The organism is Massilia sp. CFBP 13721, assembly GCF_014842025.1.
Lineage (GTDB): Bacteria > Pseudomonadota > Gammaproteobacteria > Burkholderiales > Burkholderiaceae_D > Telluria.
Genome location: NZ_JACYUY010000030.1, coordinates 1 through 23,520, shown reverse-complemented (window position 1 = coordinate 23,520; position 23,520 = coordinate 1). Strand labels below are relative to the sequence as shown.

22 protein-coding genes are annotated in these 23,520 nt (G+C 64.2%); 15 read left to right on the top strand and 7 right to left on the bottom strand.

Going from position 1 to position 23,520, the window contains the following annotated elements; translation table 11 throughout:
- The first annotated feature begins 42 nt into the window (after positions 1-42).
- Positions 43-2,082, top strand: a complete 2,040-nt coding sequence (locus IFT60_RS22390) for an alpha/beta hydrolase family protein (RefSeq protein ID WP_229511089.1) — start codon at positions 43-45, stop codon at positions 2,080-2,082.
- A 205-nt stretch (positions 2,083-2,287) separates the two neighbouring features.
- Here the strand turns inward: IFT60_RS22390 and purM are convergent, their stop codons facing one another.
- The gene (purM, locus tag IFT60_RS22385; RefSeq protein ID WP_192055911.1) at positions 2,288-3,331 is read right to left on the bottom strand and encodes a phosphoribosylformylglycinamidine cyclo-ligase; all 1,044 of its coding nucleotides are present in this window, start codon (positions 3,329-3,331) and stop codon (positions 2,288-2,290) included.
- Positions 3,332-3,637: 306 nt separating this feature from the next.
- On the opposite strand from purM, the gene hda reads away from it, so the two are divergent.
- From hda to thpR, 7 genes are all read left to right on the top strand, one after another.
- A complete protein-coding gene (hda, locus tag IFT60_RS22380) occupies positions 3,638-4,345 on the top strand; it encodes a DnaA regulatory inactivator Hda (RefSeq protein WP_192055909.1) in 708 nt (235 codons plus the stop codon).
- Positions 4,342-5,016, top strand: coding sequence for a histidinol-phosphatase (locus tag IFT60_RS22375; protein WP_192055906.1), 675 nt, complete (start codon positions 4,342-4,344; stop codon positions 5,014-5,016). Before hda ends, IFT60_RS22375 begins: the two co-directional genes overlap by 4 nt.
- Positions 5,009-6,469, top strand: a complete 1,461-nt coding sequence (pcnB, locus tag IFT60_RS22370; RefSeq protein WP_192055903.1) for a polynucleotide adenylyltransferase PcnB — start codon at positions 5,009-5,011, stop codon at positions 6,467-6,469. Before IFT60_RS22375 ends, pcnB begins: the two co-directional genes overlap by 8 nt.
- Positions 6,466-6,942, top strand: a complete 477-nt coding sequence (folK, locus tag IFT60_RS22365) for a 2-amino-4-hydroxy-6-hydroxymethyldihydropteridine diphosphokinase (protein WP_192055901.1) — start codon at positions 6,466-6,468, stop codon at positions 6,940-6,942. Before pcnB ends, folK begins: the two co-directional genes overlap by 4 nt.
- A gap of 5 nt (positions 6,943-6,947) precedes the next feature.
- Positions 6,948-7,295 carry a DMT family protein gene (locus tag IFT60_RS22360; protein ID WP_192055898.1) on the top strand — a complete coding sequence of 116 codons (348 nt, stop codon included), beginning with the start codon at positions 6,948-6,950 and terminating at the stop codon, positions 7,293-7,295.
- Between the two features lie 77 nt (positions 7,296-7,372).
- A complete protein-coding gene (gene panB, locus IFT60_RS22355) occupies positions 7,373-8,230 on the top strand; it encodes a 3-methyl-2-oxobutanoate hydroxymethyltransferase (protein WP_192055896.1) in 858 nt (285 codons plus the stop codon).
- An 11-nt stretch (positions 8,231-8,241) separates the two neighbouring features.
- Complete coding sequence (thpR, locus tag IFT60_RS22350; RefSeq protein ID WP_192055893.1) at positions 8,242-8,745, top strand: RNA 2',3'-cyclic phosphodiesterase; 504 nt, start codon at positions 8,242-8,244, stop codon at positions 8,743-8,745.
- Positions 8,746-8,862: 117 nt separating this feature from the next.
- Here thpR and IFT60_RS22345 read toward each other — a convergent pair whose 3' ends face one another.
- The gene (locus IFT60_RS22345) at positions 8,863-10,350 is read right to left on the bottom strand and encodes an aldehyde dehydrogenase (protein WP_192055890.1); all 1,488 of its coding nucleotides are present in this window, start codon (positions 10,348-10,350) and stop codon (positions 8,863-8,865) included.
- A gap of 132 nt (positions 10,351-10,482) precedes the next feature.
- Here IFT60_RS22345 and IFT60_RS22340 point away from each other — a divergent pair, with 132 nt between their 5' ends.
- Positions 10,483-11,943, top strand: a complete 1,461-nt coding sequence (locus IFT60_RS22340) for a high affinity choline transporter 1 (RefSeq protein WP_192055888.1) — start codon at positions 10,483-10,485, stop codon at positions 11,941-11,943.
- Positions 11,944-12,202: 259 nt separating this feature from the next.
- A complete protein-coding gene (locus IFT60_RS22335; RefSeq protein WP_192055886.1) occupies positions 12,203-13,189 on the top strand; it encodes an IS110 family RNA-guided transposase in 987 nt (328 codons plus the stop codon).
- Positions 13,190-13,231: 42 nt separating this feature from the next.
- Here the strand turns inward: IFT60_RS22335 and IFT60_RS22330 are convergent, their stop codons facing one another.
- The 3 genes from IFT60_RS22330 to IFT60_RS22320 form a co-directional block, all read right to left on the bottom strand.
- The gene (locus tag IFT60_RS22330; RefSeq protein ID WP_229511096.1) at positions 13,232-14,644 is read right to left on the bottom strand and encodes an aspartate aminotransferase family protein; all 1,413 of its coding nucleotides are present in this window, start codon (positions 14,642-14,644) and stop codon (positions 13,232-13,234) included.
- Between the two features lie 79 nt (positions 14,645-14,723).
- Positions 14,724-16,094, bottom strand: coding sequence for a glutamine synthetase family protein (locus IFT60_RS22325; RefSeq protein ID WP_192056008.1), 1,371 nt, complete (start codon positions 16,092-16,094; stop codon positions 14,724-14,726).
- Positions 16,095-16,221: 127 nt separating this feature from the next.
- Positions 16,222-16,980 carry a gamma-glutamyl-gamma-aminobutyrate hydrolase family protein gene (locus IFT60_RS22320; RefSeq protein WP_192055882.1) on the bottom strand — a complete coding sequence of 253 codons (759 nt, stop codon included), beginning with the start codon at positions 16,978-16,980 and terminating at the stop codon, positions 16,222-16,224.
- Positions 16,981-17,373: 393 nt separating this feature from the next.
- On the opposite strand from IFT60_RS22320, the gene IFT60_RS22315 reads away from it, so the two are divergent.
- The gene (locus tag IFT60_RS22315) at positions 17,374-17,928 is read left to right on the top strand and encodes a PEP-CTERM sorting domain-containing protein (protein ID WP_192055880.1); all 555 of its coding nucleotides are present in this window, start codon (positions 17,374-17,376) and stop codon (positions 17,926-17,928) included.
- A gap of 18 nt (positions 17,929-17,946) precedes the next feature.
- Here the strand turns inward: IFT60_RS22315 and IFT60_RS22310 are convergent, their stop codons facing one another.
- Positions 17,947-19,332 (bottom strand): heavy metal sensor histidine kinase, encoded by a 1,386-nt coding sequence (locus IFT60_RS22310; protein ID WP_192055878.1) that lies wholly within the window; start codon positions 19,330-19,332, stop codon positions 17,947-17,949.
- Entirely contained in the window at positions 19,329-20,015 is a 687-nt protein-coding gene (locus IFT60_RS22305; RefSeq protein ID WP_192055875.1) for a heavy metal response regulator transcription factor, read from the bottom strand. Before IFT60_RS22305 ends, IFT60_RS22310 begins: the two co-directional genes overlap by 4 nt.
- A gap of 116 nt (positions 20,016-20,131) precedes the next feature.
- On the opposite strand from IFT60_RS22305, the gene IFT60_RS22300 reads away from it, so the two are divergent.
- The 4 genes from IFT60_RS22300 to IFT60_RS22285 all read left to right on the top strand — a co-directional run bounded on the left by IFT60_RS22300 (position 20,132) and on the right by IFT60_RS22285 (position 23,412).
- On the top strand, positions 20,132-20,623 hold the full coding sequence (locus IFT60_RS22300; protein ID WP_192055872.1) for a GlcG/HbpS family heme-binding protein: 492 nt from the start codon (positions 20,132-20,134) through the stop codon (positions 20,621-20,623).
- A gap of 23 nt (positions 20,624-20,646) precedes the next feature.
- Positions 20,647-21,078: a hydroxyisourate hydrolase gene (uraH, locus tag IFT60_RS22295; protein WP_197986426.1), complete on the top strand. Its 432-nt coding sequence runs from the start codon at positions 20,647-20,649 to the stop codon at positions 21,076-21,078.
- A gap of 140 nt (positions 21,079-21,218) precedes the next feature.
- Complete coding sequence (locus IFT60_RS22290) at positions 21,219-21,533, top strand: DUF4844 domain-containing protein (protein ID WP_192055869.1); 315 nt, start codon at positions 21,219-21,221, stop codon at positions 21,531-21,533.
- Positions 21,534-21,672: 139 nt separating this feature from the next.
- Positions 21,673-23,412 (top strand): carboxylesterase/lipase family protein, encoded by a 1,740-nt coding sequence (locus tag IFT60_RS22285; RefSeq protein ID WP_192055866.1) that lies wholly within the window; start codon positions 21,673-21,675, stop codon positions 23,410-23,412.
- The last annotated feature ends 108 nt before the right edge of the window (positions 23,413-23,520 follow it).

The window sequence follows — 23,520 nt, the reverse complement described above, 5'->3', positions numbered from 1 at the left end:
GCTGCCTTGGCATTCCGATAACAATATCCTGAACGAGACAATATGGCCTTAAGCATTCCCGTGCGTCCCATGTGCCGGCTCGGCAGCGCGCTGGCGCTGTTGCTGGTTGCCGCTGCGCCGCTGCACGCCGCCCCCGCGTCGGCCGCCGTGCTCACGCCGCCGCCGATCGAGCGTTTCTTCATCAATTCGCAAATGGCCGACGCCAGCCTGTCTCCGGACGCACGCTACCTGGCCGCCATTTCCGGCGCCTCGGGCAGGCGCGATTATCTGATCGTGATCGACCTGCACAAGAGGACGGCGCAGACGGTCGCCGGCTACCAGGACGCCGACATTCGCCGCTTCGAATGGGTCAACAATGGCCGTCTCCTGTTCGACCTGACCGACCACCAGCTTGCGCCGGGCGGCCAGGTAATGGCGGCCGGGCTGTACGCGGTCGACCGCGACGGCGGCAACCTGCGCCAGCTCGCCGGACGCCGCGGCGAGCCTCCGATGTCGATCGGCACGAACATCACACGCAAGATCCTGCCCTGGCATACCTTCATGCTCGACCAGCGCGGCGCCCAGAATTCCGACCACGTGTACGTCGAAAGCGTCGAGTTCCTGGAAGACGGCGAGGTACGCAACGTCAACCTGCTGCGCCTGGACACCACAACCGGCACCTACCAGACGGTGCCGCGCCCGGGCAGGGTCGAGGACTGGATGCTCGACCACAAGGGCGAGCCGCGCCTGGCCCTGTCGAGCGAAAAAGGCATCACGACCATGCATTACCTCGATCCCGCGAATGGCCAATGGCGCGTGCTGAGCAGTTTCAATTCCTACCAGGGCGGCAAGGACGCCTTTGCGCCGCTCGGCTTCGGCAGCGACGGCACCCTGTATGCGACCGCCTACGGCAAGAGCGACACCACGGCGCTGGTCACCATCGATCTCGCCACCGGCAAGCCGAATCCGGAGCCGCTGGTCGTCACCCCGGGCTACGACTTCACGGGCATCCTGGTGCGCAGCGGCGAAAAGGTGCTGGGCGTACAGGTGCGCACCGATGCCGACAGCATCGCCTGGTTCAATCCCGCCATGGCCGAGGCCCAGAAAAAACTCGATGCCGCCTTGCCCGGCACGGTCAACCTGATGTCTTTCCCGGCGCAGAACCAGTCCGAGTGGGCACTGGTGAAGTCGTTCTCGGACGTGCGGCCGCTGTCCTACGTGCTCTATAACCTGCGCACCGGCGCGCTCGACCCGGTCGGCGAAGCCTATCCGGGCATCGCTCCGCAACGCATGAGCCAACAGGATCCGGTGCGCTACAAGGCGCGCGACGGCATGGAGATTCCCGCCCTGCTGACCCTCCCGCGCGGCGGCGCCAAGAATGCGCCGCTGGTGGTGCTGGTGCACGGCGGCCCGCACGTGCGCGGCAATCACTGGGGCTGGAAACCGGAAACGCAATTCCTGGCCTCGCGCGGCTACGCGGTGCTGGAACCCGATTTCCGCGGCAGCACCGGTTACGGCGACAAGCATTTCCGCGCCGGCTGGAAGCAATGGGGCCTGGCGATGCAGAACGACCTTGCCGACGGCGCGCGCTGGGCGGTCGCCCAGGGATATGCCGACCCCAAGCGCATCTGCATTGCCGGCGCCAGCTACGGCGGCTATGCCGTGCTGATGGGCCTGGTGAACGACCCCGACCTGTACAAGTGCGGCGTCAGCTGGGCGGGCGTCACCGACATCAACCTGCTCTACGACGGGCACTGGAGCTTCACCTCCGATCTGTCGGCACAATGGAAACAGTACGGCATGCCCGACCTGATTGGTGACAAGGTCAAGGATGCGGCCCAGTTGAAGGCCACCTCCCCGCTCGCGCAGGCGGCGCGCATCAAGGCGCCCCTGCTGCTCGCCTACGGCGGCGTCGACCAGCGTGTGCCGATGTACCACGGCCGTAAATTCCTGGACGCCGTCAAGCCGCACAACAAGCAGGTGGAGTGGATCGAGTACCCAGACGAAGGCCATGGCTGGCGCCTGCCGCAGAACCGCGTCGACTTCTGGGGACGGGTCGAGAAGTTCCTGGACAAGAACATCGGGCCTGCGGCAGCAAATTAATACGAAGTTCGTAGGATGGGCTCTCGAGCCCACGCGGTCTGACCCATGCATGTCGAAACATGGCGCGTCAGCCCATGGTGCAGGTGTAGGGTGAGCAGTTCAAACGTTGCGGCATGCACCGGTACGACCGCGTGGGCTCGAGAGCCCACCCTACGAAAAACACAAGGCGCTCCTCGGAGCGCCTTTTTTATTCAGCCCGGTGCGCTTACAGCACCACAGTCTGCGCCTGCCCCTCTTCACGCGCGCGGATCTCGCCGATACGGTACACGGTCTCGCCCGCCGCCTGCAGCTGGGCCATGGCCGCGTCCGCGTTGTCGGCGGAGACGATCACGGTCATGCCGATGCCGCAATTGAACACGCGGTGCATTTCCGCATCCGCCACGCCGCCGTGCTGCTGCAGCCACTGGAACAGCGGCGGCATCGTCCACGATGAACCGTCGAGCACGGCCGTCAGGTGGTCCTGCAGCACGCGCGGGATGTTTTCAACCAGGCCGCCGCCGGTGATGTGAACCAGGCCCTTGACTTCCATCGATGCCATCAGCGCCAGCAGCGGTTTCACGTAGAGGCGCGTCGGCGCCATCAGCACGTCGGCCAGCTTGCGCCCGTGGAAATCGGCTTCCAGGTCGGGTTTCGCCACCTCGATGATCTTGCGCACCAGCGAATAGCCGTTGGAGTGAATGCCCGACGAGGCCAGGCCCAGCACCACGTCGCCCGGGACGATCTTGCTGCCGTCGATGATCTGCGATTTTTCGACCGCGCCGACGGCGAAGCCGGCCAGGTCGTATTCGCCGTCCGGATACATGCCCGGCATCTCGGCGGTTTCGCCGCCCAGCAACGCGCAGCCCGACTGTTCGCAGCCTTCGGCGATGCCCTTGACCACCGCGGTCGCGGTCGCCACGTCGAGCTTGCCGCAGGCAAAATAGTCGAGGAAGAACAGCGGTTCCGCGCCCTGCACCAGGATGTCGTTCACGCTCATGGCGACCAGGTCGATGCCGACCGTGTCGTGGCGGTTCAACTCGAATGCGAGTTTCAGCTTGGTGCCGACGCCGTCGGTACCCGAGACCAGCACCGGTTCCTTGAACTTCTTGCTGATCTCGAACAGCCCGCCGAAACCGCCGATGCCGCCGAGTACGCCTTCCCGCATGGTGCGCTTGGCTAACGGTTTGATTGCTTCGACCAGGGCGTCGCCGGCGTCGATGTCGACACCCGCGTCGCGGTAGGAGAGAGAAACATTAGATGGTTGGCTCATGGTATTTGGCAGCGGAGGCGGTAAAATAGAAGGCGAAAACTAGATTCGTGCACTGATTCCAGTCAATCCGCTATTCTAACAAAACGCCCCGGCCCATTTGCCAAACCGAGATAACAACAAAAACATGCCCTCATCCCGCCATCTGGAGCACACACCGCCGAGCCTTGCGCCGGCGCTCCCGAAGGCACCCGCGCCTGACCTCATTGCCTCCTCATTTGGCGTTCGCCATCCATGCGTTTCCATTGTCAGCCCGGCAGCTTCTATAATGCCGCATGCGTATGACACTTCCAGGATGACCCGATCGCCATGAAACAGCTGGTGCTCGATTTAGGCGCCGAGCCGGCGCACAGCCTCGATACCTTCCAGGTCGGGGAAAATGCCGAACTGGCGCACCTGATGCACCAGTTCGCGCAGCGTGCATCGCGCGAGCATTTCGCCTACCTGTGGGGCGATACCGGCGCCGGCAAGACCCACCTGCTGCAGGCGCTGGCCGCCACGCCGCACTCGCGCTACATCGCTGCCGACGCATCCGCCGCCGACTTCGTGTTTTCCCCGGAAACGACCTTGTACCTGCTCGACGACTGCGACCGCCTGTCGGCCACGGCGCAAATCGACGCGTTCGCCCTGTTCAACCAGATCCGCGAGCATGGCGCCTACATGGTCTCCACCGGCCCGGTGCCGCCGGCCGTGCTGCCGGTGCGCGAAGATCTGCGCACGCGCATGGGCTGGGGATTGATCTACCTGATCCACGGTTTGTCGGACGACCAGAAGATCGCGGCGCTGACCCAGGCTGCCGAAGCGCGCGGCCTGACCCTGTCGGCCAGCGTGTTACCCTATTTGCTGTCCCATTTCAAGCGCGACATGCGTTCGCTGGCGACCATGCTCGATGCGCTCGACCAGTATTCGCTCGAGACCCAGCGCCCGGTTACGCTGCCCTTGCTGCGCGACTTGCTGCTGTCAAATCCAACCGACGCCGCGCAGTCGGAATTCACGCTGCCGGAAAAGAAACAATGACCAAGCTTGCCCTGTTTGACCTCGACCACACGCTGCTGCCGATCGACTCGGATTACGAGTGGGGCCAGTTCCTGGTGCGCATCGGCGCGGTCGACGCCGCCGCCTATGCGCGCCGCAACGACGCGTTTTTTGCCCAGTACCAGGCTGGCGTGCTCGACCCGGTCGAATACCTGGAATTCGCGCTTGGCACGCTGGCGCGTTTCCCAAAACCTGAACTCGAGGCGATGCATGCGCAGTACATGCGCGAGGTGATCGAACCGGCGGTCCGCCCGCAAGCGCTGGCCCTGGTGCGGCGCCACCTCGATGCGGGCGACCTGGTAGCCATCATCACCGCCACCAACCATTACATTACGGCGCCGATCGCACGCGTGTTCGGCGTCGAACACCATATCGCGGCCATGCCGGAAACGGATGCCGACGGCAAGCCGACCGGGAAACTGGCCGGTACGCCGACCTCGGGACCGGGCAAGGTCAATCACATGCACGCCTGGCTGGAACGCCTCGGCCGCCCTTTCGACAGTTTCGAGAGCAGCCATTTCTACAGCGATTCGCACAACGACATTCCGCTGCTCTCGATCGTTTCGCACCCGGTCGCGACCAACCCGAGCGCCGCGCTCGCCAGCCACGCTCAAGCCCAAGGCTGGCCTTTACTCCATCTCTTCAATGATTAAAAAATTCATTCGTAAAATCCTTGGCGTGAAAGACGAGCGCGATCCTACCCAGCCGCACACCCTCGGCCCGGACGAACACGGCATCGATTTGAAACTGGTGTCGCCGAACGCGATCCGCCTGACGCAAACCCTGCAGGAAGCCGGTTATCAAGCCTTTGTGGTGGGCGGCGCCGTGCGCGACCTACTGCTCGGCGTGAAGCCGAAAGACTTCGATATCGCTACCGACGCCACGCCCGAACAGGTGAAAAAGCTGTTCCGGCGCGCCTTTATCATCGGCCGCCGCTTCCAGATCGTGCACGTGATGTTCGGCCAGGAGCTGCTGGAAGTGACCACCTTCCGCGGCAACGGCAGCAACAACGCCCCCAAGGACGAACACGGTCGCGTCCTGCGCGACAACAACTTCGGACCGCAGCACGAAGACGCCGCCCGCCGCGACTTCACCATCAACGCGATGTACTACGATCCGGCTACGCAAACCGTGCTGGACTACCACGGCGGCATCGCCGACATCCGCGAAAAGACGCTGCGCATCATCGGCGTGCCGGAAGCGCGTTACCGCGAAGACCCGGTGCGCATGCTGCGCGTGGTGCGCTTCGCGGCCAAGCTCGGTTTCACGATCGAGCCGACCACGCGCGCGCCGATCCCCGTGATGGCGCCGCTGATCGACAACGTGCCGGCCGCGCGCGTGTTCGACGAGATGCTGAAATTGCTGCTCTCGGGCCACGCGCTGGCTTGCCTGAAAGAGCTGCGTTCGGCCGGCCTGCATCACGGCTTGCTGCCGCTGCTCGACGTGGTGCTGGAACAGCCGATCGGCATGAAGTTCGTCACCCTGGCGCTAGAATCCACGGACTCGCGCGTAAAGGCCGGCAAGGGGGTGTCGCCGGGCTTCCTGTTCGCCTCGCTGTTGTGGCACCAGGTGCTGGAAAAGTGGACCGCCTACCGCGCCGCCGGCGAAGCGCCGATCCCAGCCCTGCACCTGGCCGCCGATGCCGTGCTCGACACGCAAACCGACAACCTGGCCCTGCAGCGCCGCATCGCCACCGACATGCGCGACATCTGGGCCATGCAGCCGCGCTTCGAACGCCGCAGCGGCAAAGCCCCTTACAAGCTGCTGGAGAACCCGCGCTTCCGCGCCGGCTACGATTTCCTGCTGCTGCGCTGCGAATCGGGCGAACTCGACATGGAGCTGGGCGAATGGTGGACCGCCTTCTACGAAGCCGAAGCGGGCGAGCGCGAACGCCTGGTGACCCAGGCCAACCGCCCGGCGCCGGTCGCCGGCGAAAAGAAGAAGCGTGCGCCACGGCGCGGACCGCGCCACCGTAGTGCCGAAGGTACCGATGCGGGTGCCGATGGAGATGCGGGATCGAACGCGCGCCTGGACGCAAGTTCGAGCGCGGGTTCGATCGCGAATTCGACCGATCCAGGACCGTCCGTGAGCAACATCCGCGAATGATCGCTGTCATCGGCATCGGCGCCAACCTGGGCGATGCGCGGGCGAATGTGCTCGACGCCCTCGCCCGCCTGGATGCGCAGCCCGGCTGCCGGCTGGTTGCCGGTTCAAGCCTGTGGCGCACGGCGCCGATCGACTCGTCGGGCGACGACTACATCAACGCGGTGGCCCTGCTCGACACCGAACTCGACGCCCACGCGCTATTGGCCATGCTGCAAGCCATCGAGACGGCCCACGGCCGCGAGCGCCCCTACCGCAACGCCCCGCGCACGCTCGACCTCGATCTGCTGCTGTATGGCGACGAGGTCATCCATACCCCGGCCCTGAGCGTGCCGCATCCGCGCATGCACGAGCGCGCCTTCGTGCTGGCGCCGCTGCTGGAAGTGGCCCCAAGCGCGGTCATTCCCGGACAGGGACATGCGGCCGATTATTTGCCGGCGGTGGCGGACCAGGCCATCGTCCGCCTCGACAGATAAACCCCATGCAAATTCCCGTTTTCTTCCAGACCGCCGGCTTGCTGGTGCTGTCGAACATCTTCATGACCTTTGCCTGGTACGGGCATTTGAAAAGCCTGAACAACCGGGCCTGGTACATCGCCGCGCTGATCAGCTGGGGCATCGCCCTGTTCGAATACCTGCTGCAGGTGCCGGCCAACCGCATCGGCGCCACCCAGTACAGCCTGGCGCAACTGAAGATCATGCAGGAAGCGATCACCTTGAGCGTGTTCGTACCGTTCGCCATGTTCTATATGGACCAGCCGTTCAAGCTCGATTACGTCTGGGCGGCGCTGTGCCTGGTCGGCGCGGTCTATTTTATTTTCCGCAGTTAAAAACGGGCCGCTTCGGCAGGTTTTTGTGCGCCGGATTACACTACGCCGTCGCATAGTTTGTTTTCAAAAGGATCACCATGAGCGCTTATTTGCAGGGCAAGGAAATGACGGGCGGCGACGCGCCGGCACCGGTTAAAACCACGCCCAAGGCGATCACCATTCCGACGCTGCAGGCGATGCGTGCGGCCGGCACCAAGATCGCCATGCTGACCTGCTACGACGCCAGTTTCGCCTCGCTGATGGACCGCGCCGGCGTCGACATGCTGCTGGTGGGCGATTCGCTCGGCATGGTCTGCGCCGGCCATTCCTCGACGCTGCCGGTGACGCTCGCCGACATGGTCTACCACACTGCCTCGGTCGCGCGCGGCAACAAGAACGCGCTGCTGGTGGCCGACCTGCCCTTCGGCAGCTATGCCACCAGGGAGACCGCCTTCGAAAGCTCGGCCGCGCTGATGCGCGCCGGCGCCCAGATGGTCAAGATCGAAGGCGGCGCCTGGCTGGCCGAGACCGTTTCCTTCCTGTCCGAGCGCGGCATTCCCGTCTGCGCCCACATCGGCCTGACCCCGCAATTCGTCCACCAGCTGGGCGGTTTCAAGGTGCAAGGTAAAACGGATGAAGGCGCCGAACGCCTGAAAAACGATGCGCTGGCCCTGCAAGCGGCGGGCGCGGCGATCGTGCTGCTGGAAGCGGTGCCGGCGGCGCTGGGCAAGGCAACCACCGAACTGCTGCAGGTGCCGACCATCGGCATCGGCGCCGGTCCCGACTGCTCCGGCCAGGTGCTCGTCATGCACGACATGCTGGGCGTCTTCCCGGGCCACAAGGCGCGCTTCGTGAAGAACTTCATGGAAGGGCAAACCAGCATCGAAGCAGCCGTGCGTTCCTATGTCGGCGGCGTCAAGGATGGCAGCTTCCCCGCCGCGGAACACTGCTTCTAAATGACGGCGCGATGAATACCCGGCTGTTCCTGGCGCTGTGGCCCGATCCGGCAATGCGCCACCTGCTGCGCGAACGGCGCGACGCCTGGGACTGGCCGCGCGGCGCCAGCCCCGTGCATGCCGAGAAGCTGCACGTGACGCTGCATTTCCTCGGCGAGGTGCCGAGCGAACGCGTGCCCGAACTGCGCCGCGGCTTCGCGGTGCCGTTCACGCCATTCAGTCTGTCGCTCGGAGTACCGAAACTGTGGCCGCACGGGATTGCCGTGCTCGAGCCGCACGAAGAACCGGCCGAACTGCTGGAATTGCACGCCAAGCTGTCGTCGGCCCTAGTCGCCCTCGGCCTGCAACCTGAAGCGCGCACGTACCGCCCGCACGTGACGCTGGCGCGGCGCGCGAACGGGGCCGTCGTGCCGCCCGAGGCGGAGCCGCTGATTTGGCAGGTCGGTGGGTATGCGCTGGTGGAATCGCAGCCGGATAATGGCGGGGGTTATACCGTGCTGGAACACTACAGCTGAACCACGCGTTTAACGGACTCGCCACGATGCGCATCGGCCGGTTGGACGCGTGGACGGGGAAAACCCGTCCACCCTACGGAAATTGCGCCTTCGCCTTATAGCAGTGCAGTGTTTCCTTTAGCTCACCCCGATCCAGGTGGTTTTCAATTCCGTGTACTTGTCGAAGGCGTGCAATGACTTGTCGCGTCCGTTGCCCGACTGTTTGTAGCCGCCGAAGGGCACGGTGATGTCGTCGTTGTCGTACTGGTTGACGTGCACGGTGCCAGCCCGCAGCGCGCGCGACGTGCGGATCGCCTTGTTGATATCGGCCGTCCAGATCCCCGCCGCCAGGCCGTAGGGCGTGGCATTCGCTTTGCGCACCGCGTCGTCCAGGTCGGTGAACGACAGGACCGACAAGACCGGCCCGAAAATTTCCTCGCGCGCGATGCGCATCGACGCGTTAACGCCGTCGAACAGGGTCGGCTCGATGTACAGGCCGCCACTCTCTGCCCGCGCCGCCCTACCGCCGGCCAGCAGGCGCGCGCCCTCTTCCTTGCCCGCCTCGATGTAGCCAAGCACCGTTTTCATCTGGATCGGATCGACGATCGCGCCCATCACCGTGGCCTCATCGAGCGGGTCGCCCGGCGCGAAGTCGGAGATCATGCCCAGGGCCTTGTCGAGGAAGGCGTCCTTGATCGATGTTTCGACGAACAGGCGCGAAGGTGCGTTGCAGCTTTCTCCCTGATTGAAATAGATCGAGCCGATGGCGGCGGCCACGGCCGCGTCGAGGTCCGGGCAATCGGCGCAGACGATGTTCGCCGACTTGCCGCCGAGTTCGGTCCAGGCGCGTTTCAGATTCGACTGGCCGGCCATCTGCACGATCTCCTTGCCGGTACGCGTGGAACCGGTAAATGCAATGCAGTCCACATCCATGTGCAGCCCGAGCGCGCGCCCGGCCTCGTCGCCGAAACCGGGCACGACATTGAAGACGCCGGGCGGCAGGCCGGCCTCCAGGGCCAGTTCAGCCAGCCGCAGCGCAGTCAAGGGCGCCTTTTCCGAGGGTTTCAGTACCAGGCTGTTGCCGGCGGCCAGCGTCGGGCCGATCTTCCAGGCCGCCATCAGCATCGGATAATTCCAGGGAATGATTGCCGCCACCACGCCGACCGGTTCGCGCGTGATCAGCGCCAGGCTGTTCTCCGCGGTCGGCGCGACCTGGTCGTAGAGCTTGTCGATCGCTTCGCCATACCAGCGGATGCAGTTTTGCGCCAGCGGGACGTCGACGCTGCGGCTGTAGCGGATCGGTTTGCCCATGTCGAGGGTTTCCAGCAGCGCGAGTTCGTCGCGGTGATCGAGCATCAGGTCGGCCAAGCGGACCAGGATCTTCTTGCGTTCGGCGGGCGCCTTGCCGGCCCAGCGGCGGTCGTCGAAGGCGGCGCGGGCGCTGGCCACCGCCGCGTCGACATCCAGGCCATCGCAGCGCGCCACCTGCGCCAGCGTGCGGCCGTCGACCGGAGAGCGGCAATCAAAATACGTTCCCGCGCGCGCGGCGATACGCTCGCCCTCGATGAAAGCGCGGCCGTCGATCCGTAGTTCGGCGGCGCGTTCGTACCATGGTGTTGTTGGCATACCAGTGTTCCTTCCAAAGTGAATAGAATCCGGAGGAAAAACAGTGAGAACCTCATCCGTCGGCGAAGTTCTGCCGCTATAATCGCCGATTTTCCGCCCGATAATTTTCACTCCCCCGGAGCTGCTGCCACCATGAACTACACATTGATTACCTGCGTCGTGGTCTATTTGCTGGGCACGCTGGCGCTGGGAGTATGGGCGGGTACGCGCATCAAGAATACCAGCGACTTCGCCGTGGCTGGGCGCAGCCTGCCGCTGATCATGGTGATCACCACGACGTTTGCCACCTGGTTCGGCGCAGAGACCGTGATGGGCGTGCCGGCCCGGTTCGTGCAGGGCGGCCTGAACGCCGTCATCGAAGACCCGTTCGGCGCCGGCACCTGCCTGATCCTGGTCGGCCTGTTCTTCGCCACCAAGTTATACAAGCTGAACTTGCTCACCATCGGCGACTATTACCGCCAGCGCTACGGCAAGGGCATCGAGGTATTCTGCTCGGTCGCCATCATTCTCAGCTACCTGGGCTGGGTGGCGGCCCAGATCACGGCGCTCGGCCTGGTGTTCTCGGTGCTGACGAACGGCGCCATGGCGCCGGCGGTGGGCATGGTGATCGGCACCCTGGCGGTGCTGATCTATGTGGTGGTCGGCGGCTTCCTGGCCGTGGCCCTGACCGACTTCATCCAGATGATCGTGCTGGTGATCGGCATGTCGATCATCGCCTTCTTCGCGGCCGATCTGGCCGGCGGCGCCGGGCGCGTGCTCGACATGGCGCAGAGCGCCGACCTGTGGCGCCTTTGGCCGGAGCCGACCTTCACCGACATCATGTTCTTCTTCGCCGCCGCCATCACCATGATGTTCGGCAGCATCCCGCAGCAGGACGTGTTCCAGCGCGTGATGTCGGCCAAGGATGCCCCGACCGCGCGCACCGGCGCCGTGATCGGCGGCGCCAGCTACATCCTGTTCGGCTTCGTGCCGATGTTCATCGTCGCCGCCGCCGTGGTGGTGATGGGCGGCAGCGCGATGGACCTGGCCAAGAACGATTACCAGCGCCTGCTGCCGACTTTCGTGATGACCAAGATGCCACTGATCATGCAGATCCTGTTCTTCGGCGCCCTGCTCTCGGCGATTAAAAGCACCTCGTCGGCCACCCTGCTGGCGCCGTCGACCAGCTTTACCGAAAACATCCTGAAAAACCTGCGCCCGGGCATGAGCGACAAGCAGCAACTGTTCGCGATGCGCGTCACCATCGTCGTCTTCGCCGCCCTGGTGCTGGCCTACGCGATCGCGATGGAAGGTACCTCGATTTATGAACTGGTGTCGTCGGCCTACCAGGTCACGCTGGTGGCCGCCTTCGTGCCGCTGGTGATGGGGCTGTACTGGAAGCGGGCCACCACCCAGGGCGCGATCCTGTCGATCGGTGCCGGGATGTTCGTGTGGATTCTGTTCTTCCCGCAGGTTTCGTCGCTGGGCGAACAGTTTCCTGGTCAGCTGGCGGGCTTGATCGCGGCGTTTGCCGGCATGTTCATTGGTTCGCTGGCACCGCAGTTTTTGAAGAATCGGACCGAGCCGTCGAAGACGATTGCGGCAGGCGCTTAATAATTGCAGGCAGGGAGCGCAGGGACGTAGGGTGGGCGGCTTTGCCGCCCACCCTTGTATCTTGAACCTATGTGGAGCCAGCTACTCTACATGGAGTTGAGGCAGCCTGGGACCACCCTGATGGCAAGACCATGAAACGTAGATCAGGTGCCTCAGCTCTTTCTACTTTTGCCAAACTTTGACACTGGACGGTAGCCAAGGGGAAAACCCTGGATGTGCAAGGCAAGCGGGCGAAGTTGGCGTTTCAGGAGCGAGGATCATGAAATATCTTGGCATGGATGTGTCGAAGGAAAACCTCGACAACTGCCTGTTGCGCGATGCAGTCGATACGAAGCGCAAGACCAGAAAGTTCGCCAATAGCCCGTCAGGGCTTGCCGATTTTCTTAGCTTTGTGGAAAAAGAAGGGATCCGTCCGGATGAGCTGCATGTCATCATGGAAGGTACAGGCGTCTACCACCAATTGGCGGCCGAGACGCTGTGCGACGCCGGCATTACAGTCTCTATTGTTAACCCAGCTCATGTAAAAAACTTCGCGCGTGCGATGGCGGTAAGGACCAAAAACGATACCAAGGACAGCTTCGTTCTGGCGCGCTATGGGGCACTCTTGAAGCCTGCCCCATGGATCCCGCCACCGCCAGCGGCGCGGGAGCTACAGGCCTATATCACGCGCGAAGATGCCATCAAAAAGGACATCATTCGTGAACGGAACCGCAAAGAGAAATCTGTTATTGGCCATGCTCTCGATGACGTCCTCACATCGATCGACGAAACCATCGAATTTCTCAATGCTCAGCTAATAGCGATCACAAAAAAAATCACCTCGCACATCAACAAGCATCCTGATTTGAAGGAGGACATGAAGCTGCTGATCAGCATTCCCGGTGTTGGACCGGAGACTGGGCACCACATGCTGGCGGTGATGCATACCCATCAATTTCGCTCGGCCGAACAACTTGCAGCTTATCTCGGCCTGGTGCCTGTCGAACGCCAATCGGGAACCAGCCTGCACGCACAGCCCAGGCTGTCGAAGGCCGGACCGAAAACGATGCGTGCAGCCTTGTACATGCCTGCGGTATCGGCCCTGCAGTGGAATCCTCACATACGAGCACTCAAGGAACGCCTCGCCGCGAAAGGCAAGACCCCGATGGCGATCGTCGGTGCAGCCATGCGCAAGCTGGTACACCTCTGCTTCGGTGTGTTGAAAACCAGAAAAAAATACTCTCCGGAGCACGTCCAGCTTGCTTGACAGCCAAGACGGTATCTACGTCCCTCCGATTTAAGCCAGCTTTTACATCCAGCCGCGGTGCTGCGCATCCGCCAGCGTCAAATCCAGGCACATCCAAATCCGCGCTGCCATCTCGTCGATCTCCGCCTTCGTCATCACCAGCGGCGGCGCCACGATCATCCGGTCGCCCACGGCGCGCATGATGATGCCGTTGCCGAACATGTGCCCGCGGCACAGCATGCCGACTTGCAGCGTGCGCTCGAAAGGCACGCAATCGTGCACCGTCGCCCCTTTGACACGCACCAGGTTCAGGCCCGCCACCATGCCGCAGCTCTCGGCGTGGCCGACCAGCGGGTGCGTCGCCAGCTGCTGAAAGGCCGCCTTCAGGTGCGGGCCGGTTTCCAGCGCTACCTTTTCCACTAACCGTTCGTCGCGCAGGATGCGCAGGTTTTCCAGCGCCGCGGCGCAGGCGACCGGGTGGCCCGAATAGGTAAAACCGTGGTTGAAATCGCCGCCCTGCTCGACCAGCGCATACGCCACGCGCTTACCGACCAGGACGCCGCCGAGCGGTACGTAACCCGAGGTGACGCCCTTGGCAAAGCTGATCAGGTCGGGACGCATGCCCAGCAACTCGGAACCGAACCAGGCGCCAAGCCGCCCGAAGCCGCAGATGACTTCATCGGCCACCAGCAGCACGCCGTACTTGTCGCAGATACGCTGCACTTCCGGCCAATAGGTCGGCGGCGGGATGATGACGCCGCCCGCGCCCTGCACCGGCTCGCCGATAAAGGCGGCGACCTTGTCCGCTCCGAGGGCGAGGATCTCGTCTTCCAGCCAGCCGGCCGCCACCAGGCCGAAGGCGTTTTCATCCAGGCCTTGCCCGTGCTCGGCATAGTTCGGCTGGCCGATGTGGCGGATGCCCGGCACCGGCAAGCCGCCCTGGGCGTGCATGCCGGCCATGCCGCCCAGGGAGACGCCCGCCAGCGTGCTGCCGTGGTAGGCGTTGTGGCGGCTGATGATGACTTGCCGTTCGGGCTGGCCGCGGATGTCCCAGTAGCGCCGCACCATGCGCACGACCGTGTCGTTCGCTTCCGAGCCGGAGCCGGTGAAGAACACGTGGCTGAACTGCGGCGGCGCGAGGGCCACCAGTTCGGCCGCCAGCTGCACTGCCGGGACGTTGGTGGTGTTGAAAAAACTGTTATAGAAGGGCAGCGTTTCCATCTGCCGGTACACGGCTTGCGAGATCGTCGTGCGGCCATACCCCACGTTCACGCACCACAGGCCCGACATGCCGTCGATCAGCTGGTGGCCGTCGGAATCCCACACATACACGCCCTGCCCGCGCACGATCACGCGCGCCCCCTTGCCGCGCAGCGCCGCGTGATCGGTGAACGGGTGCAGGAAGTGCGCCGCGTCGAGCGCCTGGATGGCGCGGGTGTCGAAGGTCTCCACGTCGGGAATGCCCGCGGAGATCATGCTGGCGGCAAGCACCGCCGATTCGTCGGTTGCCATGACGGCACCTCGTTTTGGTTATAAATATCCCTAGTAACGACAGTCAAACGTGCAATAACAGGTGTTCGCGCTCCCATGGACTGATGACGGTCATGAATTCCTGGTGCTCGAGTTCCTTGATCGCCGAATACACATCGATGAAACGGTCGCCCAGCACTTCGCGCAGGCGCGTGTCGTTGCGTACCAGGGTCAGCGCTTCGGGCAGCCCTTGCGGCAGTTCGACCGGCATTTTGTAGGCGCTGCCTTCGACGATCGCGGTCGGCTCCAGCGCATCGACCATGCCGAGGTAGCCGCAGGCGAGCGTCACCGCCAGCGCAAGATACGGGTTGGCGTCGGCGCCGATGATGCGGTTCTCGATGCGGCGGTCCTGCGCCCCGGATACCGGCACCCGGAAGCCGACGGTGCGGTTGTCGACGCCCCATTGCAGGTTGATCGGCGCAGCCGTATGGCGCACGATGCGGCGGTAGGAGTTGACGTAAGGCGCGACGATCGCCATGGCGGAGGGCATGTAACGCTGCAGCCCGCCAATGTACTGGTGGAACAGCTTCGATTCCTTGCCGTCGCCGTCGCTGAAGATGTTGCGCCCGGTTTTCGCATCGACCACGCTCTGGTGCACGTGCATCGCCGAACCAGGCTCATTGGCCATCGGCTTGGCCATGAAGGTGGCGTACATGTCGTGTTTTAAAGCCGCCTCGCGCAGGGTGCGCTTGAAATAGAAGACTTTATCGGCCAGGCCAAGCGGGTCGCCGTGCTGGAAGTTGATTTCCATCTGGCCGGCGCCGATCTCGTGGATCAGGGTGTCGACGTCGAGGTTCATCAGGTCGCAGTAATCGTAGATGTCCTCGAACAGCGGATCGAATTCATTGACGGCGTCGATGCTGTAGACCTGGCGGCTGGTTTCGGCGCGGCCGCTGCGGCCGATCGGGGCGGCCAGCGGCAGGTCCGGGTCGATGTTCTTCGCGGTGAGATAAAACTCAAGCTCGGGCGCGACCAGCGGTTTCCAGCCCTTCTCGTCATACAGCTTCAGTACCCGGCGCAACACCGAGCGCGGGGCGAAGTCGACCAGCGTGCCGTCGGCAAAATAACAGTCGTGGATCACTTGCGCAGTGGGATCGACCGCCCATGGCACCATGGTGATGGTGGTCGGGTCGGCCTTCAGGATCATGTCGCGGTCGGTGGCGGAAATGGCGCGGTCGTAGGCTTCGTCGTCGGTCGGCGAATTGCCGGTGACGGTCATGCCGAGCACGGCTTCCGGCAGGCGCATGCCGCGCTCTTCGGTAAACTTCACCCGCGGCAGGATCTTGCCGCGGGCAACGCCCGTCAGGTCGGGCACCAGGCATTCGATTTCGGTGACGCGCTTGGCATTGAGCCACTCGTCCATGTCGGTGTAAGAAAAATTCTCGCGGATTGCCATCATTGCCTCGGAGTGTGTTCAGGGTCGCAAGGACGCAACGCGCGTCCTGCACGTGGGGAAAGAACGAGGCAGAGCTAAGGGACGGCGCTTGCCGGACCCAGGCGGGCTACTGAAATGGTCCGGATCGTCATGGCCGCCCCTGCTTTTTGGCACGGTAGTCGCGGCAAGCCTGGCCAAAGGCGCCGAACATCTTCATGGAATACGGATTGTGGGTAATGCGCCATTCCGGGTGCCATTGCACCGCCAGCGTAAAACCGGGCGCGGCGCCGACCGAGAACGCTTCCACCAGGCCATCCTCGGCCGTGGCTTCGACGACCAGTCCCGGCGCCAGTTCGTTGACGCCCTGCCCGTGCAGCGAATTGACGGGAATCTCGGCGGCGCCGACGATCCCATGCAGCATCCCGCCCTCCACCAGCCTGATCTTGTGGGCGTCGCCGTATTGCTCGTCCATGCCGAGTTCGGGGTTTTCGCGGTGGTCGAATTTTCCTTCCACCATCTGCACCGCCTGGTGCAGCGAGCCGCCCAGGGCCACGTTCATCTCCTGGAAACCGCGGCAGATCGCAATGATCGGAATGCCCCGGCCCACGGCCGCACGGATCAGCGGCAGGGTCGTCTCGTCGCGCGCGGGGTCTTGCGGCAGCGAGGGGTCGAGCACCTCTTCCGAGTAATAGCTGGGGTGCACGTTCGAGGCGGAACCGGTGAGCATGATCCCGTCGCACAGCTGCAGCATCGTTTCCAGGTCGAGGTCCTTGCCGAGCGAGGGCAGGATCATGGGCGCGCAGTCGGCACCAAGGACGATGGCGTCGACATACTTGTGCTGGGCAGCGTGGTACGGATGTTCGCCGAAGTCACGCGTGCAGGCTGGAACGATAACGATGGGGCGCATGGTGTCTACCTTGTTCGTGAGCGCACTGAGACCATCATACGAGCAATCTGGTCGGAGCGCGAGAGGCCATTAATCCAGATCAAACACGGCGTCGATGCTGCGCACGCAGTGTGCCGATCTGCTAATCAATCTGCGGTTTCATAGCAAAAGCATAACGGCAACTGAACAACCGTGCCAACACGATCCGCTGACCCTCCGGTCATCCTCACGCCAGCGAGCGCTGGCACATCCCAAAAACCGCCGCAAAATTCTTGTCGAAAAGTTTTACATCCTGCACCTGAATTTTTTATAAAGAAATACTAAGTTATTGAAAGAAATAAGTATTTCTTTTGTGGCATAACAATTGCTTATTACCAATCAACAAAATCCTTATCATCTACCGTACATATCATCATGCGCCTCCTCAACAACATCGCCACCGCTGCCGTCCTTGCCTTTGGTGTCACCTCCGCCGCCCATGCGACCTACACCGCCACCCATATCACGACGAGCGACCCGTACGCCTTCACGCTGACTGCCGAGAAGAAGGACGGCATGGCCATCGAGTCGGCCAAGCTGTCGATGTACTTTGCGGACCTGTACGATCTTTTCGGCGCGACGAACGAGACGGTGACTGTCAAACTCGATAACGTGTTCGTCGGTACCGTCAGTAACGTCAGCTTCAGCGGCGATTACTACGGCTTCAATGTGCTGCCATCGATGCTTGGCAACGGCAAGCTGGCCGTGTCGCTCAGCGTCGGCTGCAACAAAACCGTATTCGGTTACTGCATCTCCGAGCAGGACGTGTGGCTCAAGCATGCGCTGCTGACGGTCAACCATGTCCAGATCGCGCCAGTCGATGGCGGCACGCCGCCTGCCACCCCGAGGGAAGTGCCGGAACCAGCCACCCTGCTGACGCTGGGTGTCGGCATGCTGGGCCTGGCCGCAACGCGCCGCCGCCGCGCCTGATCCGCGCACCTGATTTGTCTATGCGGCGGGAAACACGAGCACGAAGGTGCTGGTGTCCAGCCCCGCCCGCACCTCCGCGCGGCCGCCGTGCAACTGCATGATGGCGCTGACGATCGCCAGACCCAGGCCGGTCGACCCGGCTTCTCCACTGCGGGCCGCGTCGGCGCGGTAGAAGCGGTCGAAGAGGTAGGGCAGGTCGCGCGCATCGATCGGCTCGCCCTTGTTGGTCACCGTCAGCTCGGTCTCCTGGCCGGCTGCGCTTGCTTTCACGCTGGCGGCGAGCATGATCACGCTGCCCGGCTGCGCGTGGCGGATCGCGTTCGACAGCAGATTGGCCAGTGCCCGCCGCAGCAACTGGGCGTCGGCCAGCACGGTTCCGCTGGCGGCGTCATCGAGGGTCACGCCGCGCTCCTCGGCTATGCCCTCGAAAAATGCGCGCATGCGCGCGAACTCTTCCCCGATCGCCAGCGGCTGGCGCACCGTGGCCACGTCTTCCTGGCGGGCACGCGCCAGGAATAGCATGCTGTCGACCATGCGCGACAAGCGCTCGAGTTCTTCCACGTTTGAAGCGAGCAATTCCTCGTACTCGTCCGGGCTGCGCCGCTGCGCCAATGCTACCTGGGTCTGGCCCAGCAGGTTGTTGACCGGGGTGCGGAACTCGTGCGCCAGGTCGGCCGAAAATCCCGACAGGCGCGTGTAGCCGTCGTGCAGGCGCAGCAGCATGGCGTTCAAGGCCTCGATCAGCGGACGCAACTCGTTCGGCGCGCCGGCACTGTCGAGCTGACTGTCGAGCCTGCCCGGCCGTACCAGGGCGGCGTGCGCGGCAATTGCGCGCAATGGCCGCAGCCCATGCGCCAGCAGCAACACGGCCAGCAAACCTGCCGCCATGGCCGCCAGCGAGCAGGCCAGCACGATTTGCCGGCGGTAGCGCGCAAACATGGCCGTACGGTCGGCATATACCCGCGCGACGGTGATGCGCACCGGCTGTCCATCGAGCCACGCCGTTCCCGCCACTACCTGGCCCGGTGCGCCGGCGCGGCTGGTCCAGGCCAGGATCGTGGTGCGTGCCGGCGCGGCAGCCGCCGGCGGCAGGGGATAGGTTTCACCCGGTGCATTAATGTCGAGCAGGATCTGACCGTGTGCATCCTCGATGCGCACCAGCGAGTTCTCCTGGCCGCTCATTGTGTCTCGAAAGTATTGCGGGCGCTCCTGCAGCAGCGCCTGCGCGCCTGCGCTGCCGAGCAATTGCTGCACCTGGCGCAGCTTACCGAGCAGGGCGATGTCGTCGCGGCGCTCGATCTCGCCGACAAACGCACGGTACAGGTAGAGGCCGAGGCCGGCCGCGCTCAGGGCCACGATCAGCACGAATGCAAGGCTCACGCGCAGGGTCAGCGATCCCCTCACTGGCCCTGCTCCGCGTCGCACACATAGCCCATGCCGCGCCGGGTATGGATCAGCTTGACAGTAAACGGGTCGTCGAGCTTGCGGCGCAGGCGCCGGATCGCTGCGTCGATGACGTTGGTATCGCTATCGAAATTCATGTCCCAGACCTGGGAGGCGATCAGCGAGCGCGACAGCACCTGGCCCTGGCGCCGCGCCAGCAGGTACAGCAGGTTGAATTCTTGCGCAGTAAGCACGACCTGCTGTCCCTGGCGCCGGACCTTGCGCCGGACGACATCGATTTCCATATCGCCGATGCACAGCAGGTCGTCCTCGCGCACCGGCGCACGTCGCAGCAAGGTGCGGATGCGCGCCACCAGCTCCACGAATGCAAAGGGCTTGACCAGGTAATCGTCGGCGCCCAGTTCCAGTCCCTTGACCCGGTCCTGCACCTCGTCGCGTGCGGTCAGGAACAATACCGGCAATTGCGCCGTCGCTTCGCGTGCACGCAGGGCCGCCAGCACTTCCCAACCGTTCATGCCCGGCAGCATGACGTCGAGTACGACCAGGTCCACTTCCTCCTCGCTGGCGATCTGCAGGCCCTCGCGCCCGTTGCGCGCCAGGCTGGCGCCGAACCCCGACTCGCGCAGGCCGCGCTGCAAGTAGTCGCCGGTCTTCGGCTCGTCTTCGATGATGAGGATGTGCATGGCGCCATTCTACGGCCCCGGGATGGCGCCGAACATGACAGGATTGTCATCCTGGCGTCAGGCTGGCGTCGGCATCGCCTGGGTAGAGTGGCGGCTTCATCTCACCCGAGGATCCCATGACCAAGCTTGTCCTGGCGCTGTGCGCCGCCCTGCTGGCCCAGCCGGCGCTTGCCGCCTTGCCGCCCGCGGCCGACCTGTCGCTCGACGCCGCCAACGGCCTTGCCGCCGCGGCGATCGGCGCCTGCCGTACGCAGGGCCGCGCCATCGTGGTCGCCGTCGTCGACCGCGGCGGCAACCTGGTGGCCGTGCAGCGCGCCGATGGCGTCGGCCCGCACAACACCGAGGCCAGCCGGCGCAAGGCCTATACCGCGCTGTCGACGCGCAGCAGCACGCTCGCGCTGGCCCGCAATGCCGCGGCTGAGCCGGACGCCCGCAACCTCGCGACCCTGCCCGAACTGCTGTTGCTCGGCGGCGGCGTGCCGCTGCGCGCCGGTGGCCAGGTCGTCGGCGCGATCGGGGTGGCCGGCGCAGGCGGCGCCGTCAACGACCATGCCTGCGCACTGGCTGCGATTGCGGCCATTCCGGCATTCGAAGCCTCCCGCAACTGATCCATCCATCAAAGGAATCCACCATGCACAGTATCGCCCGTACCTTCTTTGCCGCCAGCCTGATGAGCGCTTGCCTGCAGGCCGCCGCAGCACCGCAAGCCACCCCGGCAACGGATAACCCGCTTAGCGTCCATATCCTCGACCTGCAAAGCGGCCAGCCGACAGCGGGCGTGGCCGTCACGCTCGAGCAACGCGCTGGCCGCGACTGGCGCGCGCTCGCCAGCGCCGTCACCGACGCCCAGGGCCGGGTGCGCGCCCTGTACCCGGCCGGCAAACCGTTGGCCGCCGGCGCCTACCGTATCGTCTTCAAGACCGGCGAACACTACGCGCGCCTGCGCCAGCCGACCTTCTTCGAGCAGATTCCCGTTGAATTCAAGGTCGACAATACCGCTCAGCACTATCACATTCCCCTGCTGCTGAGCCCGTACGGCTACTCGACCTACCGCGGCAACTGACGCACAGCAGGACGGGGGAGTGGCTGGAAAAGGCCTACCATGCGGGGATCAACCTGGCCAACGAGGATTCCCCATGCCATCCACGAAGCACCCCTCCCTGCCGCACCGGCAAGCCCATGCCGGGACGGCGCCGGATTCACATGGAACGTGAGCCCCTGGCGACTGTCGTCGACGCGCCGCTGTTCATCGTGCCGCGCGTCCTCGATGGCTTGCGCGCGTACCGGACCTCGGCATGCCTGGCCAATGAACTGGTGCAGCTAACCGATAGGCTGCTGGCGGGGATCGAAGCACATCCGACCAAATTCTGGGTGTTGAAGCAGTTTCAAAAGACGCTGGAAGAGGTTGGCGACCGCGACGTCCAAGCGCACGAGCACGTACGCGGCGAGCTGGAAAAGCTGATGGCGCTGCTCGGTATCGCAAGTTCGGATGGGGTGCTGGGCGCTTGCCATCGCTAGCACCGCAATTCGCAACCACATGTCGGCCTCTAGTGCTGACTCCTGCTCCACGCCGTTCAATTACCCGCTATGATCAATTGATCTTGATCAATTTGATCAATCACGCCCACAGAACAGCCAACGACCCAGGAGACACGCAGTGAAAAAGAAAGCGCCGCCCTACCCCCTTCCCATGAAAACCCTGCTCGCGTCGAGCATCGCCGCCGTGCTGCTTGCCGCCTGCGGCGGCAACGACAACGATCCGCCGCCGCCCTCGCGCGTGGCGATGGACGTCGTGCGTACCGCCGGCGGCGAAGTGCGCGCCGTCGAGCGCCTCGGCATGCGCAGCTATTTCGCGATTCCCTTCGCCGCCCCGCCGGTGGGCGCGCGGCGCTGGACCGCGCCGGCGCCGGCGCAGCCGTGGACGACGACGCTGGCCGCCACCAAATCGGCGGCGCCCTGCCTGCAAACCAGCGCCAGCCCGTTCCGGATGACCGGCGACAGCGAAGACTGCCTGTATCTCGACGTGCACGCGCCGACCGGACTCGGACCGTTCCCGGTCATGGTCAACCTGCATGGCGGCGCCTTCAATACCGGCGGCGCCGCAGTGTATGCCGACCCCTCGCCGCTCGTCAACAAAGGCGTGATCGTGGTGAACGTCGGCTACCGCCTCGGCGCCATGGGTTTCCTGGCGCATCCGACCCTTGCTGCCGATGGCGCGGCCGGCAACTACGGCATCATGGACCAGCAGGCGGCCTTGCGCTGGGTGCAGGACAATATCGTCCAGTTCGCGGGCGACAAGAACAACGTCACCCTGTTCGGCGAATCGGCCGGCGGCTTCAGCGTGATGGTGCACCTGGCTTCGCCCGGCTCGAAGGGCCTGTTCAACAAGGCGATGATCCAGAGCGGCAACTATGGCAACGACCGCCAGCTGAGCGCGGCGCAGATGGGCGCCGTCAGCGGCTCCATCGTCGACACGGCGATCAACGCCGCCCGGACTGCCGGCGTCAGCGGCATCAACTGCGCAGCGGGCGCGGTGACGGCGGCCTGCCTGCGCAGCCTGCCGGATGCGGTGATTCGCACCTACCTGGCCGACGCCATCAGTACTGCCCTGCCGATCATGGTGCCTTCGGTGGATGGCAAGGTGCTGCCGAAGTCGGTCAAGGCGACCTTCGCCGCCGGCGAGAACATCAAGGTGCCGACCGTGAACGGCACCAACGAAGACGAATACGCGCTGTACATCGCGATCAACGAAGCCGGACGCCGGGCAGCGGCGACGCCGCCGAACGTCGATCCGGCCAACACCAGCTTCGCGCTGCCGGCCGCGGGCTACGCGCCGACGATCGCCGGCCTGACGGCGGGGACCGGCATCAACGTCAACGAGGTCATCGGTACCTACTATCCGCTGTCGAACTACGGCAGCAATCCGGCCACCCAGCCGAGCCTGGCCGCATCGAGCCTGGCGACCGACCTCGGCTTCTCGTGCCCGGCCCTGCGCACCTCGCAGCGCATCGCTGCCCAGGGTTCGCCGGTCTACATGTACGAATTCCGCGACCAGACCGCCCTGCCGACGGTGGGCGTGGCCAATGGCCGCTACTACCTGAGCTTCCCGCAGGGCGCTGCGCACTCGTACGACCTGCAATACCTCTACAACCTGGGCGACCTGCAAAACGACGAACGGCGCGCGCTGCAGACGGCGATGACCCGTTACTGGACCAATTTCGCCAAGACCGGGAATCCGAACAGCGGCGACAGCGTGCCGGCGGAATGGCCGGCGTTCACGGGGCCGGACAAGGTGCTGGGATTGGATGTGGCGTCGGGCGGCGGGGTGAGGGCGTTGAGCACCTTCGATGCGGATCACAAGTGCTCGACGGCGTGGGCAAGAGTCGTGACGTTCTGATTATCTGAGTCGAGACAGTCGCGTATGTCGTGTGTAATGTAGGGTGTGTAAAGGCAAATTAGAAATGTCCGCTTTTGGCAAAGTTAAAATGTCCGCTTTCTAAAAGTC

What these genes read in the sequence shown, in the direction of transcription:
- IFT60_RS22390 (WP_229511089.1), top strand. Translation starts at nt 43, where the DNA reads ATGGCCTTAAGCATTCCCGTGCGTCCCATGTGCCGGCTCGGCAGCGCG.
- purM (WP_192055911.1), bottom strand. Translation starts at nt 3,331, where the DNA reads ATGAGCCAACCATCTAATGTTTCTCTCTCCTACCGCGACGCGGGTGTC.
- hda (WP_192055909.1), top strand. Translation starts at nt 3,638, where the DNA reads ATGAAACAGCTGGTGCTCGATTTAGGCGCCGAGCCGGCGCACAGCCTC.
- IFT60_RS22375 (WP_192055906.1), top strand. Translation starts at nt 4,342, where the DNA reads ATGACCAAGCTTGCCCTGTTTGACCTCGACCACACGCTGCTGCCGATC.
- pcnB (WP_192055903.1), top strand. Translation starts at nt 5,009, where the DNA reads ATGATTAAAAAATTCATTCGTAAAATCCTTGGCGTGAAAGACGAGCGC.
- folK (WP_192055901.1), top strand. Translation starts at nt 6,466, where the DNA reads ATGATCGCTGTCATCGGCATCGGCGCCAACCTGGGCGATGCGCGGGCG.
- IFT60_RS22360 (WP_192055898.1), top strand. Translation starts at nt 6,948, where the DNA reads ATGCAAATTCCCGTTTTCTTCCAGACCGCCGGCTTGCTGGTGCTGTCG.
- panB (WP_192055896.1), top strand. Translation starts at nt 7,373, where the DNA reads ATGAGCGCTTATTTGCAGGGCAAGGAAATGACGGGCGGCGACGCGCCG.
- thpR (WP_192055893.1), top strand. Translation starts at nt 8,242, where the DNA reads ATGAATACCCGGCTGTTCCTGGCGCTGTGGCCCGATCCGGCAATGCGC.
- IFT60_RS22345 (WP_192055890.1), bottom strand. Translation starts at nt 10,350, where the DNA reads ATGCCAACAACACCATGGTACGAACGCGCCGCCGAACTACGGATCGAC.
- IFT60_RS22340 (WP_192055888.1), top strand. Translation starts at nt 10,483, where the DNA reads ATGAACTACACATTGATTACCTGCGTCGTGGTCTATTTGCTGGGCACG.
- IFT60_RS22335 (WP_192055886.1), top strand. Translation starts at nt 12,203, where the DNA reads ATGAAATATCTTGGCATGGATGTGTCGAAGGAAAACCTCGACAACTGC.
- IFT60_RS22330 (WP_229511096.1), bottom strand. Translation starts at nt 14,644, where the DNA reads ATGATCTCCGCGGGCATTCCCGACGTGGAGACCTTCGACACCCGCGCC.
- IFT60_RS22325 (WP_192056008.1), bottom strand. Translation starts at nt 16,094, where the DNA reads ATGGCAATCCGCGAGAATTTTTCTTACACCGACATGGACGAGTGGCTC.
- IFT60_RS22320 (WP_192055882.1), bottom strand. Translation starts at nt 16,980, where the DNA reads ATGCGCCCCATCGTTATCGTTCCAGCCTGCACGCGTGACTTCGGCGAA.
- IFT60_RS22315 (WP_192055880.1), top strand. Translation starts at nt 17,374, where the DNA reads ATGCGCCTCCTCAACAACATCGCCACCGCTGCCGTCCTTGCCTTTGGT.
- IFT60_RS22305 (WP_192055875.1), bottom strand. Translation starts at nt 20,015, where the DNA reads ATGCACATCCTCATCATCGAAGACGAGCCGAAGACCGGCGACTACTTG.
- IFT60_RS22300 (WP_192055872.1), top strand. Translation starts at nt 20,132, where the DNA reads ATGACCAAGCTTGTCCTGGCGCTGTGCGCCGCCCTGCTGGCCCAGCCG.
- uraH (WP_197986426.1), top strand. Translation starts at nt 20,647, where the DNA reads ATGCACAGTATCGCCCGTACCTTCTTTGCCGCCAGCCTGATGAGCGCT.
- IFT60_RS22290 (WP_192055869.1), top strand. Translation starts at nt 21,219, where the DNA reads ATGGAACGTGAGCCCCTGGCGACTGTCGTCGACGCGCCGCTGTTCATC.